11 protein-coding genes are annotated in these 15024 nt (G+C 72.6%); 10 read left to right on the top strand and 1 reads right to left on the bottom strand.

Annotation, left to right across the window (positions count from 1 at the left end; translation table 11 throughout):
- The first annotated feature begins 8 nt into the window (after window positions 1–8).
- The 9 genes from leuS to holA all read left to right on the top strand — a co-directional run bounded on the left by leuS (window position 9) and on the right by holA (window position 12269).
- A complete protein-coding gene (gene leuS, locus OHB56_RS14805; RefSeq protein ID WP_326752701.1) occupies window positions 9–2888 on the top strand; it encodes a leucine--tRNA ligase in 2880 nt (959 codons plus the stop codon).
- A 174-nt stretch (window positions 2889–3062) separates the two neighbouring features.
- Window positions 3063–3839 carry a hypothetical protein gene (locus OHB56_RS14800; RefSeq protein ID WP_406353736.1) on the top strand — a complete coding sequence of 259 codons (777 nt, stop codon included), beginning with the start codon at window positions 3063–3065 and terminating at the stop codon, window positions 3837–3839.
- 86 nt (window positions 3840–3925) lie between these two features.
- Window positions 3926–4771: a DegV family protein gene (locus OHB56_RS14795; protein ID WP_055593480.1), complete on the top strand. Its 846-nt coding sequence runs from the start codon at window positions 3926–3928 to the stop codon at window positions 4769–4771.
- Window positions 4772–4899: 128 nt separating this feature from the next.
- On the top strand, window positions 4900–6150 hold the full coding sequence (locus OHB56_RS14790; protein WP_406353734.1) for a helix-hairpin-helix domain-containing protein: 1251 nt from the start codon (window positions 4900–4902) through the stop codon (window positions 6148–6150).
- Window positions 6147–8861, top strand: coding sequence for a ComEC/Rec2 family competence protein (locus OHB56_RS14785; RefSeq protein ID WP_406353732.1), 2715 nt, complete (start codon window positions 6147–6149; stop codon window positions 8859–8861). Before OHB56_RS14790 ends, OHB56_RS14785 begins: the two co-directional genes overlap by 4 nt.
- A gap of 4 nt (window positions 8862–8865) precedes the next feature.
- On the top strand, window positions 8866–9825 hold the full coding sequence (locus tag OHB56_RS14780; protein WP_406353731.1) for an arylamine N-acetyltransferase: 960 nt from the start codon (window positions 8866–8868) through the stop codon (window positions 9823–9825).
- Between the two features lie 182 nt (window positions 9826–10007).
- Window positions 10008–10889 (top strand): YceI family protein, encoded by an 882-nt coding sequence (locus tag OHB56_RS14775; RefSeq protein ID WP_326752695.1) that lies wholly within the window; start codon window positions 10008–10010, stop codon window positions 10887–10889.
- Window positions 10890–10975: 86 nt separating this feature from the next.
- Complete coding sequence (locus OHB56_RS14770) at window positions 10976–11221, top strand: hypothetical protein (protein ID WP_326752694.1); 246 nt, start codon at window positions 10976–10978, stop codon at window positions 11219–11221.
- A gap of 58 nt (window positions 11222–11279) precedes the next feature.
- The gene (holA, locus tag OHB56_RS14765; protein WP_326752693.1) at window positions 11280–12269 is read left to right on the top strand and encodes a DNA polymerase III subunit delta; all 990 of its coding nucleotides are present in this window, start codon (window positions 11280–11282) and stop codon (window positions 12267–12269) included.
- A 261-nt stretch (window positions 12270–12530) separates the two neighbouring features.
- Here holA and rpsT read toward each other — a convergent pair whose 3' ends face one another.
- On the bottom strand, window positions 12531–12797 hold the full coding sequence (gene rpsT / locus OHB56_RS14760) for a 30S ribosomal protein S20 (protein ID WP_326752692.1): 267 nt from the start codon (window positions 12795–12797) through the stop codon (window positions 12531–12533).
- Between the two features lie 311 nt (window positions 12798–13108).
- Here rpsT and lepA point away from each other — a divergent pair, with 311 nt between their 5' ends.
- A complete protein-coding gene (gene lepA / locus OHB56_RS14755) occupies window positions 13109–14977 on the top strand; it encodes a translation elongation factor 4 (RefSeq protein ID WP_406353729.1) in 1869 nt (622 codons plus the stop codon).
- The last annotated feature ends 47 nt before the right edge of the window (window positions 14978–15024 follow it).

The raw sequence follows: 15024 nt of genomic DNA, 5'->3' as shown, positions 1-15024 counted from the left end.
TGAGGATCATGAGCGAGACGAACCCCGCGGCCACCCCCGAAGTGGCCGCGCCGCACCGCTACACGGCCGCCCTCGCGGCCGAGATCGAGGCACGCTGGCAGGACTTCTGGGACGCCGAGGGCACGTACGACGCGCCCAACCCGAGCGGCGACCTGGCGGGCGACCCGGAGACGGTGGCCCGGCCCAAGAAGTTCATCATGGACATGTTCCCCTACCCCTCGGGTGCGGGGCTGCACGTCGGCCACCCCCTGGGATACATCGCGACCGACGTCTCCGCCCGGTTCCAGCGCATGACCGGCCACAACGTCCTGCACACCCTGGGCTTCGACGCCTTCGGCCTGCCCGCCGAGCAGTACGCGGTACAGACCGGCACGCACCCACGCGTGTCGACCGAGGCCAACATCGAGAACATGAAGGCCCAGCTGCGCCGGCTGGGCCTGGGCCACGACCGGCGTCGGTCGTTCGCCACGATCGACCCGGACTACTACAAGTGGACCCAGTGGATCTTCCTGCAGATCTTCAACTCCTGGTACGACGACGAGGCCGGCCGGGCCCGCCCCATCACCGAGCTGATCGCCCGCTTCGAGTCCGGTGAGCGCCCCGTACCGGGCCACGCGCGCGCCTGGAGCGAGCTGAGCGAGGCCGAGCGCGCCGACGTCCTGGGCGGCTTCCGGCTGGCCTACGCCTCCGAAGCACCGGTCAACTGGTGCCCCGGACTGGGCACCGTACTGGCCAACGAGGAGGTCACCGCCGACGGCCGCTCCGAGCGCGGCAACTTCCCCGTCTTCAAGGCGAAGCTGCGCCAGTGGAACATGCGCATCACCGCCTACGCCGACCGGCTGCTGTCGGACCTGGACGCCTTGGACTGGCCCGAGGCCATCAAGCTGCAGCAGCGCAACTGGATCGGCCGCTCCGAGGGCGCCCGCGTCGACTTCCCGATCGACGGCGAGAACATCACCGTCTTCACCACCCGCCCCGACACCCTGTTCGGCGCGACCTACATGGTGCTGGCGCCCGAGCACCCGCTGGTCGAGAAGTTCACCCCGGCCGCCTGGCCCGAGGGCACCCACGACGTCTGGACCGGAGGCCACGCCACCCCGGCCGAGGCCGTCGCCGCCTACCGCGCGCAGGCCGTGTCCAAGTCCGACGTGGAGCGCCAGGCCGAGGCCAAGGACAAGACCGGCGTCTTCATCGGCTCCTACGCGACCAACCCGGTCAACGGCGAGCAGGTGCCCGTCTTCATCGCCGACTACGTCCTGATGGGCTACGGCACCGGCGCGATCATGGCCGTGCCCGCGGGCGACCAGCGCGACTTCGAGTTCGCGCGCGCCTTCGAACTGCCGATCCACTGCATCGTCGAGCCGACCGACGGCCGCGGCACCGACACCTCCACCTGGGAGGACGCCTTCTCCTCCTACGAGGCGAAGATCATCAACTCGTCCAACGACGAGGTGAACCTGGACGGCCTGGGCGTCGCCGAGGCCAAGGCGCGCATCACCGAGTGGCTGGAGCGCCGGGGCATCGGCGAGGGCACCGTCAACTTCCGGCTGCGCGACTGGCTGTTCAGCCGGCAGCGCTACTGGGGCGAGCCCTTTCCCATCGTCTACGACGAGGACGGCACCGCCCACGCCCTGCCCGAGTCGATGCTGCCGCTGGAACTGCCCGAGGTCGACGACTACTCCCCGCGCACCTTCGACCCGGACGACGCCGACACCCGGCCCGAGACGCCCCTGTCGCGCAACGAGGACTGGGTCAACGTCACCCTGGACCTGGGCGACGGCCGCGGCCCGCGCGCATACCGCCGCGAGACCAACACCATGCCCAACTGGGCCGGCTCCTGCTGGTACGAGCTGCGCTACCTGGACCCGCACAACAGCGAGAAGCTGGTCGACCCGGAGATCGAGCAGTACTGGATGGGCCCGCGCGAGGGCATGCCGCACGGCGGCGTCGACCTGTACGTCGGCGGCGCCGAGCACGCGGTCCTGCACCTGCTGTACGCGCGCTTCTGGTCCAAGGTGCTGTACGACCTGGGGCACGTGTCGTCGGCGGAGCCGTTCCACAAGCTGTTCAACCAGGGCATGATCCAGGCCTACGTCTACCGTGACAGCCGCGGCATCGCGGTGCCGGCCGCCGAGGTGGAGGAGCGCGAGGGCGCCTACCACTACCAGGGCGAGAAGGTCTCCCGGCTGCTGGGCAAGATGGGCAAGTCCCTGAAGAACGCGGTCACACCGGACGAGATCTGCGCCGAGTACGGGGCCGACACCCTGCGCCTGTACGAGATGGCGATGGGCCCGCTGGACGTGTCGCGGCCGTGGGACACCCGCGCGGTGGTCGGCCAGTTCCGGCTGCTGCAGCGGCTGTGGCGCAACATCGTCGACGAGAACACCGGCGAGGTGACCGTCGTCGACACCGAGCCCGGTGAGGACACGCTGCGCGCCCTGCACAAGGCGATCGACGGGGTCCGCCAGGACCTGGAGGGGATGCGCTTCAACACCGCCATCGCCAAGGTCACCGAGCTGAACAACCACCTGACCAAGCAGGAAGGCCCGGTACCGCGCCCGGTCGCCGAGGCCCTGGTGCTGTTGGTGGCGCCGTTGGCCCCGCACATCGCCGAGGAGCTGTGGCGCGCGCTGGGCCGCACCGACTCGGTCGTCCACCAGGACTTCCCGGTCGCCGACCCGGCGTACGTCGTCGACGAGACCGTCACCTGCGTGGTGCAGATCAAGGGCAAGGTGAAGGCCCGCCTGGAGGTCCCGCCGTCCATCTCCGAGGAGGAGCTGGAGAAGGTCGCGCTGGCCGACGAGAAGGTCGTCGCCGCGCTGGACGGGGCCGGGATCCGCAAGGTGATCGTGCGGGTGCCCAAGCTGGTGAACATCGTCCCGGCGTGACGGCGTAGGACCGCGGGGCCGGCCGGCCGCAGTCTGCGGGCCGCCGGTTCGGGGTGATCCCCTACGGGCAGGTTCGGGGTTCTTCCGGAACTCCGGGCCTGCCCGTTGCGTTTACCTTTGAAGAACGGCGCGGTGCGTGTGGAGGGCGGCCTCAGGGCCAGGAGGAGGAGTCTCGTGGCAGAAGTGATCGCAGTGCTGGCCCTGCTCTTCGTGCTCTTCGTCGCGCTGGGCGTGTACGCCACCGTGAAGGTCGTCGGCGCCGCCAAGCGCAGTGCGGACCGTCACCTCACCCAGGCCCGCCGCACGGTCGAGGACCACACCCTGAAGGTCAAGTCCTTCGCCCAGTCCGGCCCGGCCGGCGAGATCGCCCAACTCAGGCTCACCCTGCGGACGTCCATGCGCGCCACCCAGGACGCGCTGGAGGCCGGAGCCGCGGAGGACCAGTCCCTCAAGGAGTCCCTCGGCCTTTTCGAGCGGCTCAGCGCGCACGGGCGCGAACTGGACGCCGAACTGAGGCGTCTGGAGTCCGAACCGGACCGGGGCACCCTCGGCAAGCGGCTGCCCGAGCTGCGTGAGCGCACCCACCGCATCGCGCGGTCGGCGGACTCCCTGCGCTGGGCGGCCCGCGACCGCGCCCGCCACTTCGCGGCCGACGACCTCGACTCGCTCAGCACCCAGATCGACCTCGAGACCGGTGCCCTGCGGCACTGGACGACCACCGACCAGCAGCCCGCGCCCGGGTCCGCGGCCCCGTCGGCGTCCTCGCCCCCGCGCCGGTCCGAAGCGCACGTTCCGGACGGCCCGGTGTCCGGCCGGACCCGGCCGGACACCGCGCGGTCCGACGCCGCGCGGGAACCCGCGGCCGAGCCCGTGCGGCCCGCGATCACACCGGCCGCACCGCGTCCCGTCCACCCGTGGCAGAGGAAGCCCCGCCCGGAGAGCACCACTTGATCCGGGCGCACTGATCCGGACACGGCGCCGCCCGGCCCGCCGGGCCGGGCTGCCCAGGGAGCGGTACGCCAGGTAACCTCCAGCTCATGTCCCGCCATGTCGCTATCGTCACCGATTCAACGGCCTACCTTCCGGCCCGGACGATGGAGCGGCACGGCATCACGGCGGTCCCTCTGACCGTGGTCCTCGGCGACCGCGCGTTCGAGGAGGGCACCGAGATCTCCACTCGCTCCCTCGCCCAGGCGCTCCAGAAGCGGCGGCCGGTGACGACGTCCCGGCCCGGTCCCGAGGTCTTCGCCGAGACCTATCGCAGGACCGCCGAGGCCGGTGCCACGGGGATCGTCTCCCTCCACCTTTCCGCGGAACTCTCCGGCACCTACGACGCGGCGGTCGTCGCGGCCCGCGAGGCGCCGGTGCCGGTGCGGGTGGTGGACACCGGCATGATCGCCATGGCGCTCGGATTCTGCGCGCTCGCGGCCGCGGAGGCCGCGGAGGCGGGGGGCAGCGTGGACGAGGCCGTCACGGCCGCGGAGAAACGGGCGGCGGGCACCGCCGCCTACTTCTACGTCGACACCCTGGACTATCTGCGCCGGGGCGGCCGTATCGGGGCCGCGCAGGCCCTGCTGGGGTCGGCGCTCGCCGTGAAGCCGCTGCTCCAGTTGACCGACGGCCGTATCGAACACCTGGAGAAGGTGCGCACGGCGTCGAAGGCCATCGCCCGTCTGGAGGAGATCGCGGCCGAGCGGGCAGGCGCCGCCGAGGTCGACATCGCCGTTCATCATCTCGCCGCCCCGGAGCGTGCTTCGGCCCTCGCGGACCGGCTGAAGGCGCGGGTGACCGGACTGACCGAGCTGCACGTCAGTGAGGTCGGCGCGGTGATCGGGGCGCACACGGGGCCCGGTCTGCTGGGGGTCGTGGTCTCGGCCCGGTGAGACCGGGGCGGGCCCGGGAGGGCCTGGGAGGGCCCGTGCGGGTGATGGAGTTGTCCACAACCGGGCAGTGATCCACCGGAATCAGTCAAGATCATCGCGAATGCGGTGGGGTGCCCGATCCTCCTGGCATGGCACTTCGATCACATGCGCGTTCGCGTTCCCTTTCACGTTCGGCGACGGCGACCAGTGGCCCGGGGCGCGCACCCGCCTCCGACGGTCGCGCCCGACACCGCCGACCGACCCCTGCCGGGACCGGAACCGGAACCGGTGCCGGGATCGCCCTGGGGGCCGGGCCGAGGCCCGGTGGGCGGGACCGGCGCGGGTCTCGACTCCGGGGCGGACGGGACCGTGACGCCTCGGCGGAGGAGGTCCGGCGCCGGACGGAGGCGCTGTTCGGGGGACCGGGCGGACGCGGTGGCCGAGGTGCCGGAGGTGGTGGGCGCGCCCGGGGTGTGCCGAGCTGGGCCGTGGGCGACGTGGACGAGCCGGTGGCGCGATCCCGGAGGGGCGCGGTCGCGGCCGGCGCGGTCGCGACCGAGGGGGACGGGGAGGTCGGGGGCGGGCGGACGTGGGAGGAGGTTCCCGGGCCGGTCGCCTCGGACCCGGTGCCGGCGGGGGAGCGTCGGCCGACCGGCCGGTTGGGGCTCGCGTTGAGGGAACGGCTGCCGTTGTGGGTGCGGACGCGGTGCGGGCTGGAACGGCGGAGCGTGGTCGCGCTGTCGGTGGTGCTGGTGATGGCGGTGGGGTTCGCCGTGCAGCACTTCTGGACCGGGCGGACGCAGCCCGTGCGGGCACCGGAGGTGGTCGGGGCGGCCGTGCCCCACCGCGGGAGCGGAGCGGAGAGCCCGCCGCCGGCCTCGGCGGGAGCCGCTGACGAGGCCGGCGGCACGAGTACGGGCACGGGCGTGGCGGGCGCGGGTACGGCGCTGCCCGAGATCGTGGTCGACGTCGGCGGCAAGGTGCGCGACCCGGGGGTCCACCGTCTCCCGGCCGGCTCACGGGTCGCGGACGCGCTGCGGGCGGCGGGCGGAGTACGGCCCGGAACCAGCACCGACGGGCTCAACCGGGCCCGCTTCCTCGTGGACGGGGAGCAGCTGATCGTCGGCGGCCCGGCACCGGCTCCGGGGGTCGGTCCGGCACCGGCGGCGGGCGGTCCGGCCGGAACGGCGCCCGGAGCCGGGCCCGCGACACCGGTGTCCCTCAACACCGCGACGCTGGACCAGCTGGACGGCCTCCCGGGGGTCGGCCCCGTGCTGGCCCAGCACATCCTCGACTACCGCACCCGCAACGGCGGTTTCCGCTCGGTGGACGAACTGCGGGAAGTGAACGGCATCGGCGACCGTCGCTTCGCGGACCTGCGGAATCTCGTACGGCCATGAGGAGCCCGACGGACTCGGCGGACTCCGGGCGGACGCATACGGGGAACCCCGCCCCCGCGGACTCCGCTGCCCCCGCCCGGCCGGCCGTGCACGCCGCCTCCGGGAAACGGCTCGGGGCTTCCCATCCCCGGCAGGAGGGACCGACCGACCTGCGGCTCGTACCACCCGCGCTGGCGGCCTGGGCCACGGCGGCGGTGATGCTGCACGCCCCTCCCGGCCTGGTGGCGGGCACGGTGATCACCACCCTGCTCCTGGCCGGATTCCTCCTCACGCCGCGAAACCGCCGGGCGGGGCCGGGGCCCGCGGGGCCGCGACCTGCGGGGCCGGAACCTGCGGGGCCAGGACATGCGGGGCCGGAGCCTGCGGGGCCGGGACATGCACGGGCCCTGTCGCGGGTCTCCGGAGCCGCGGTGCTGCTGTGCGTCGCCGCTGCCGCCGGATCGGCGGCTCTGCACGGTGCCGATCTGCGGCGGGGGCCGGTGCCGGAGCTGGCGCGGGAGTACGCCTCGGTCACCGCCGAGGTCGAACTCACCGCCGACCCCCGGCTCAGCCGGCCGCGGGCCGGCGGCAGCCATGTGGTCCCGACGGCCGTGCTCATCGAGGCCGACGTGCGGCGGGTGGAGACGGCGAGGGACGGAGCGGAGGTGGCGACCCGGGCGCCGGTGCTGATGATCGTCGATGCGCGTTCGGCCCGTCCCGTCACGCGGGACGACGGGCAGGAGCGGGCGCGGGGTCCGGAGGGGAAGCCGTCATGGCTCGGGCTGCTGCCGTCCACCCGGCTGCGGGTCGAGGCCCGGCTCGTACCCGCGAGTGAGGGCGGCGACCGGTTCGCGGCCGTGCTGCGCGTCAGGGGCGCGGACGGGCCGGAGACGGTGGGCGAGCCGTCGGCGCCGCAGCGGCTGGCCGGGCGGTTGCGCGCCGGACTGCGGGCGGCGACCGACGGGCTGTCGGCGGACGCGCGCGCCCTGCTGCCGGGGCTGGTCGTGGGCGACACCTCACGTGTCACCCCGGAGTTGGAGGAGGCGTTCAGGGAGACCGACCTCACGCACACCCTGGCTGTTTCCGGAGCGAACTTCACGATCCTCCTCGCCCTGCTCCTCGGCCCGCCGGGGCTGGCGCAGTATGCCGAGCGCCGCGGACTCGCGTCCCGCCTCGGCCTCTCGCTGCGTACGACCGCGCTGCTCGGCGGGGCGCTCTCGCTCGCCTTCGTCGTCGTGTGCCGGCCGGACCCGAGCGTGCTGCGGGCCGCCGCCTGTGGATCCGTCGCGCTGCTCGCACTCGCCACCGGCCGCCGCCGGTCCCTGATCCCGGCGCTGGCGACGGCCGTCCTGCTGCTGGTGCTCCACGACCCGTGGCTGGCCCGCAGTTTCGGCTTCCTGCTCTCCGTGCTGGCCACCGGCGCCCTGCTCACGCTCGCGCCGCGCTGGAGCGCCGGGCTGCGACGGCGTGGGGTGCCGCCACGGCTCGCGGAGGCGCTGGCCGCGGCGGGCGCCGCGCAGGCGGTGTGCGCGCCGGTGGTCGTGGTGCTGTCGGAGCGGGTGAGTCTGGTGGCGGTGCCGTGCAACCTCCTCGCCGAGTTCGCGCTCGCCCCGGCCACCGTGCTGGGCTTCCTGGCTCTGGCCACCGCCCTGCCGGCGCTGCCGGTGGCCAAGGTGCTCGCCTGGTGCGCGAGTTGGCCCGCGGAGTGGATCGCGCGGATCGCCCGGACCGGGGCGGCGCTGCCCGGTGCCGGGATCGACTGGCCGGGCGGCTGGGCCGGGGCGGCCCTGCTCGGGGCGCTCACCCCGGTCGCCCTGCCGATCGGCCGGAGACTGCTGCGGCACCCCTGGTGGTGCGGGGCCTGCGCCCTGCTCCTGGTGCTGCTGGTGGTGCAGCCGCCACCACTGACCCGCGCGATCACGGGCTGGCCGCCACCGGGCTGGCGCATGGTGATGTGCGACGTGGGGCAGGGCGACGCGATGGTGCTGGCGGCGGGCGAGGGCACCGGTGTGGTCGTGGACGCCGGTCCGGAACCGGCCCCGGTGGACCGCTGCCTGCGCTCCCTCGGCGTCACCCGCATCCCGCTGGTCGTACTGACCCACTTCCACGCCGACCACGTGGGGGGCCTGCCCGGAGTCCTGCGCGGACGTTCGGTGGGCGGCATCGCGACGACGGGACTGGAGGAACCCGCCGACCAGGCCCGGTTCGTACGGAGGCTCGCGGCCGACAGCCACCTGCCCGTGACGCGTGCCGTCGCGGGGGAGCGGCGGCGTACGGGAGACCTGTCCTGGGAGGTGGTGTGGCCACCGCCGGCCACCGGGCAGGCTGTCGGTGCCCGGCCGGTCCCGGAAGCGGAAGGGCCGAACGACGCCAGTGTGGCCATGCTCGTCCGGACGGCGGGGCTGCGCCTGCTGCTGCTCGGGGACATGGAACCACCGGCCCAGCGGGCTCTGGCGAGGTCGCCCGCGGCGACGCGGCTGGCGGACGTCGACGTCCTCAAGGTCGCCCATCACGGTTCGGCGTATCAGGATCCCGGCCTCGTAAGCCGGTTGGCGCCCCGGCTGGCGCTGATCTCCGCGGGGCGGGACAACTCCTACGGGCATCCCGCCCCGAGCACGGTCGCCGCGCTGCGGGACGCCGGAGCCGCGGTGCTGCGGACGGACCGGGGCGGGGCGATCGCGGTGCTCGGTGGTGAGGACGGGGGCGGTGGGCTGCGGGTGGCGCGACACTGAGGGCATGAGGGAAGCCGCGCACGAGGACACGCACGTGGACATGAATGTGGACACGACCGGGGGAGCGGGCCCGAGCCCGAGCCCGACCCCGGAAGTGGGCACGCGAACGGGCGCCGACGCCGGGCCGGACGCGACGGCGGTCGCCGCCTATCTGCGGCGGCTGGGCGTCGGGCGGCCGGTCCGGCCCGCCGCCGACGCGCTGCGCGAGCTGCACCTGCGCCATCTGCGGACCGTGCCCTTCGAGAACCTCTCGGTCCACCTCGGTGAGGAGATCGTGCTCGACGGGAAACGGCTGATGGACAAGGTGGTGAGCGGCCGGCGGGGCGGCTTCTGCTACGAACTCAACGGAGCGTTCGGCACCTTGCTCACCGCTCTCGGGTACGAGGTCACCTTGCTCGCCGCGCGGGTGTACGGCGAGGGAGGACGGCTCGGCATCCCGTACGACCACCTCGCCCTGCGGGTACGGACCTCGGACGGGGACGACCTGCTGGCCGATGTCGGGTTCGGGGCGCACTGCCTGCTGCCGCTGGCGTTCGGAGAACGGGGGGACCAGGAGGACCCCGGGGGCACGTTCCGGATCACCGGGGCGGCGCCGGACGCGGCCGGGGTGCGCGGCGGTCAGGACGTCGCCCCGGTCGCGGACCTGGACGTGCTGCGGGACGGGAAGCGGGTGTACCGGCTGGAACGGCGCCCGAGGGTGCTCGGCGACTTCGTGGCCGGGGCGTGGTGGCACCGCACCTCGCCGCAGTCGCATTTCACCAGGTCACTCGTCTGCTCCCGGCTCACCGAGGACGGAGGGAGGATCACGCTCAGCGGCCGCCGGGTCACCGCGACGGCGGCGGACGGTACGCGGGAGGAACGGGAGTTGGGGACGGACGAGGAGGTGCTCGCGTACTACCGGGACCGGTTCGGAATCCGGCTCGCCCAGGTGCCGACTGTGAGAAATCCCCACCAGGTCAGCTGATCGGGACCACCGGGGTTTCTCGGACGTTCTCCCAGCGCAAGTGCAGGTTTACGGCAATCCGGCGGGATGTTGCAGCTAATGTCTCAAAGGTGATCGAATGAACGTCCGGATGGGGCTGGGCGGGCATCGGGACGGATGTCCGGCAAGCCGGAGTTCTCGACGTCACGCAGAGGGTGTTGCACATGATCGGCCGCTGGCTCGAAAACCGTACGAAGCGGGAGCAGCGGGCGGGCCCTCTGGCAGTGGTGCGGACTCCACCGAGCGCCGGGGTGCTGAGCTGCCGGGTGCTCGACCCGGCCGGCCAGGCGCTGCCGCACGCGGAGTTCACGGTCGACGACACCATGGGACGCACCCTGGTCGGCGGGGGAACGGACCCCTTCGGATCGTTCGTGGCCACGGTGCCGGCGGGTGAGTACCGGCTCCTGGTGTCCGCCGAGGGGTATGTGCCGTACCAGGTGACGGTCACGGTCGGCGAGGACTCGCTCGCCTCGCTCGGTGATGTGACCCTGCAGGTGGCGCAGCCGCCGGCGTTGCCCGCGCCGGGCGACTGGGAGATCGACCCGGCCCACTCCTCGATCGCCTTCACCGCGCGGCACATCGGACTGGCCCGGGTGCACGGCCGGTTCAACTCCTTCGCGGGGGTGGTACGGGTGGCCGACGACATGACGCAGTCGGCGATGCACGTGGTGATCGACGCGGGGACCATCGACACCAACGTGAGGATGCGCGACGACCATCTGCGGTCGGCGGACTTCCTGGACGTGGCGCGGTTCCCGACCATCGAGTTCTACGGCGACCGGTTCCTGCACCAGGGCGGCAACCGGTGGGCCGTCGTCGGCGCCCTGTCGCTGCACGGGGTGACGCGGACGGTCACGCTGGACACGGAGTACCTCGGGCTCGGCAACGGGCTGCAGGGCGAGGCCCGGGCGGCCTGCCGGGCCACCACCGAACTGCACCGCGACGATTTCACGATCAGCTGGCAGACGCTGCTGGCCCGGGGCATCGTCGTGGTCGGCCCCAGCATCCGGATCGACCTCGACGTGCAGGTCGTGCCCAAGGGCTGACCCGTCGGCAGCACCGGCCGGCGACCGGCCGGCGACCGGCCGACCTGGTCTTCGCCGTCCGCCGGCTGCCCGACACAATGGCTGCCGTGAGCGATGTGAGACATGTGCTGGTGCTGCCCGACCGGGATGCCGCGGAAGCGGTGGCGGAGGAACTGGGCGAGCGCTTCGGCGTCGACGAGGAGCCGCAGCTCGTCCGGGACGCCCTGGCCGGCGAGGACGACGCCGAGGACGCCCAGTGGCTCGTCGTCCTGCGCGACGAGAGGGAACGGCTGGACCCCGGCGCGCTGGACGAGTTCGCGGCGGAGTGGGACGGCTGGCGCGAGGAGCCCTGACCCGGTGCCGTGACGTCGGGAACCATCGCCGTCAGTGGTGCGTGCGATGCTTGGCGCGATGGCCAGGAAGACAGCTCAAGACGACCCTCTCGCCCCCGTGACGCTCGCCGTGGGCCAGGAGGACCTCCTGCTCGACCGTGCGGTGCAGGAGGTGGTGGCGGCGGCGAAGGCCGCCGACGCCGACACGGACGTACGCGACCTCACCCCGGACCAGCTCCAGCCCGGCACCCTCGCCGAGCTGACCAGCCCCTCGCTTTTCGCCGAGCGCAAGGTCGTGGCCGTGCGCAATGCGCAGGACCTGTCGGCCGACACGGTCAAGGACGTGAAGGCGTACCTCGGGGCGCCCGCCGAGGAGATCACGCTCGTCCTGCTGCACGCGGGCGGCGCCAAGGGCAAAGGCCTGCTGGACGCGGCGCGCAAGGCGGGGGCGCGGGAGGTGGCCTGCCCGAAGATGACGAAGCCGGCGGACCGGCTGGCCTTCGTCCGGGGCGAGTTCCGGGCCACCGGAAGGTCGGCCACACCGGAGGCGTGCCAGGCGCTGGTCGACTCCCTCGGCAGCGATCTGCGGGAGCTGGCGGCGGCGGTGTCTCAGCTGGCGGCGGACATCGAGGGCACGATCGACGAGGCGGTCGTCGGCCGGTACTACACCGGGCGCGCCGAGGCGTCGAGCTTCACGGTCGCCGACCGCGCGGTCGAGGGCCGGGCGGCGGAGGCGCTGGAGGCGTTGCGCTGGTCGCTGGCGACGGGGGTGGCTCCGGTGCTGATCACCAGCGCGCTGGCCCAGGGCGTACGGGGGATCGGGAAACTGCTGTCGGCGCGCGGGGGCAGACCGGCCGATCTGGCGCGGGAACTCGGCATGCCGCCGTGGAAGATCGACCGGGTCCGGCAGCAGATGCGGGGCTGGACCCCCGACGGCGTGTCCGTCGCCCTGCGGGCGGTGGCCGAGGCGGACGCCGGCGTCAAGGGCGGCGGGGAGGACCCGGGGTACGCCCTGGAGAAGGCGGTCGTCACCATCGCACGCGCGGCCAGGTCGAAGGGCCGGGCGTAGGGCGTCCCGGCCCGTGCCGACTGCTCCGTGCCAGTGCTCGCCCCGTGCCACTGCCCCGTGGCAAAGCCGAGGACCCCGCTCCACCGCCCGGGGAAGGGCGGGCGGAGCGGGGTCCTCGGTGAAAGCTCGGAGCCCGTACCCGCGTGGCGAACGCAGGCCGCGTACAGGCTCGGGGTGCCGGTCGGGGGCGGAGAGAGAGGGCCCGCCCAGGGTCCTGCCGGCGGTCGGATCGAATCCGGTCAGATCAGCTCAGCGAGCGGTTCAGCCCTTGGAGGCCACGACCTTGCGAGCCAGCGCCGACTTCTTGTTGGCGGCCTGGTTCTTGTGGATGACACCCTTGGAGACGGCCTTGTCGAGCTGACGCGCGGCAGCGCGCTGGTACTCGGTGGCCTTCTCGGTGTCGCCCGCGGCAGCGGCCTCACGAGCCTTGCGGATCGCGGTCTTCAGAGAGGACTTGACGGCCTTGTTGCGCAGCCGGGCCTTCTCGTTGGTCTTGTTCCGCTTGATCTGGGACTTGATGTTCGCCACGAATGAGCCTCTACAGGTTCTGGTCCGGGGCCGCGCGGGTCCCGGACCGGTGAATTTCTTGAGATGTGCCCCGTACCGAGAGGGCAAGAGACACAACCCCCCACGTTACCAGCGGCCCGACGGGCGGCCCAAACCCGGCCCCGGCCGGGGCGGCAGGGTCCAGGGACGGGCCCCGGTCCGGCCCCGGCCGGGCTTCCGTTCCCCACCCGGGGCGCCATACTCGCCGCGCGTGGGACCATGGAAGCTACGTATAGATCCGATCCGACCCGAGACCGCAGACACTGCGGACGCCTCAAGAATCAGGACCCTGCGTGCCCGCGACCCCCATCCACGTGCCCGAGCCGAGCCGTACCGACCCGGCTCTGATCCGCAACTTCTGCATCATCGCGCACATCGACCACGGCAAGTCCACGCTCGCCGACCGGATGCTCCAGCTGACCGGCGTGGTCGAGCAGCGGCAGATGCGTGCCCAGTACCTCGACCGCATGGACATCGAGCGCGAACGCGGCATCACGATCAAGTCCCAGGCGGTGCGGTTGCCGTGGGCGCCCACTCACGACAAGGGCAGCACGCACATCCTCAACATGATCGACACGCCGGGGCACGTCGACTTCACCTACGAGGTGTCGCGGTCGCTCGCCGCCTGTGAGGGCACGGTCCTCCTGGTGGACGCCGCGCAGGGCATCGAGGCCCAGACCCTCGCCAACCTGTACCTGGCGATGGAGAACGACCTCACGATCATCCCGGTGCTCAACAAGATCGACCTGCCGGCCGCGCAGCCCGAGAAGTTCGCCGAGGAGCTCGCCAACCTGGTCGGCTGCGAGCCCGAGGACGTGCTGAAGGTGTCCGCCAAGACCGGGCTCGGCGTCGAGGCGCTGCTCGACAGGGTGGTCGCCGAGATTCCCGCCCCGGTCGGCGTCAAGGACGCCCCGGCCCGCGCGATGATCTTCGACTCGGTGTACGACTCGTACCGCGGGGTCGTGACGTACGTCAGGGTCATCGACGGCCAGCTCAACAAGCGCGAGCGCATCCGGATGATGTCCACGGGCGCGACGCACGAGCTGCTGGAGATCGGTACGAACTCGCCGGAGATGCTGTCCTCCGACGGTCTCGGCGTCGGCGAGGTGGGCTACCTCATCACCGGTGTGAAGGACGTCCGCCAGTCCAAGGTCGGTGACACCATCACCAGCCAGCACAAGGGGGCCGAGGAGGCGCTGGGCGGCTACAAGGAGCCCAAGCCCATGGTCTTCTCCGGCCTGTACCCGATGGACGGCTCCGACTACCCCCTGCTGCGCGACGCACTGGACAAGCTCCAGCTCAACGACGCGGCCCTGGTCTACGAGCCGGAGACGTCCGCGGCCCTCGGGTTCGGCTTCCGCGTGGGCTTCCTGGGCCTGCTGCACCTCGACGTGATCCGTGAGCGCCTCGAGCGCGAGTTCGGGCTCGACCTGATCGCCACCGCGCCCAACGTGGTGTACCGCGTGATCATGGAGGACGGTGCCGAGCACATCGTCACCAACCCGAGCGAGTTCCCCGAGGGGAAGATCGACAAGGTCTTCGAGCCGGTGGTGCGGGCCACGATCCTCGCGCCCACCGAGTTCATCGGCGCGATCATGGAGCTGTGCCAGACCCGGCGCGGCACCCTGCTCGGCATGGACTACCTCTCCGAGGACCGGGTCGAGATCCGCTACACGCTGCCGCTCGCGGAGATCGTCTTCGACTTCTTCGACCAGCTGAAGTCCAAGACCCGTGGCTACGCCTCGCTGGACTACGAGCCCACGGGCGAGCAGTCCTCCAGCCTGGTCAAGGTCGACATCCTGCTGCACGGCGACAAGGTGGACGCCTTCTCGGTGATCACCCACAAGGACCAGGCGTACGCGTACGGCGTGCGGCTCGTCGCCAAGCTGCGGGAGCTGATCCCGCGGCAGGGCTTCGAGGTGCCCGTCCAGGCCGCCATCGGTTCCCGGGTGATCGCCCGCGAGACCGTCCGCGCCATCCGCAAGGACGTCCTCGCCAAGTGCTACGGCGGTGACATCTCGCGCAAGCGCAAGCTGCTGGAGAAGCAGAAGGAGGGCAAGAAGCGGATGAAGATGGTGGGTGCCGTGGAGGTCCCGCAGGAGGCCTTCATCGCCGTCCTCTCCAGCGACGAGAGCGCGGGATCGGGCAAGGGCAAGAAGTAACCGGGGGTTACCGGAGGTGGCCGGGGAAGCCACTCCGGCACCCGGGC

The sequence above is a fragment of the Streptomyces sp. NBC_01635 genome (genome assembly GCF_045209715.1).
GTDB classification, from domain to species: Bacteria; Actinomycetota; Actinomycetes; order Streptomycetales; family Streptomycetaceae; genus Streptomyces; species Streptomyces hirsutus.
Note: the sequence above shows the minus strand (reverse complement) of the source record. Positions and strands in the feature narration are given on the sequence as shown.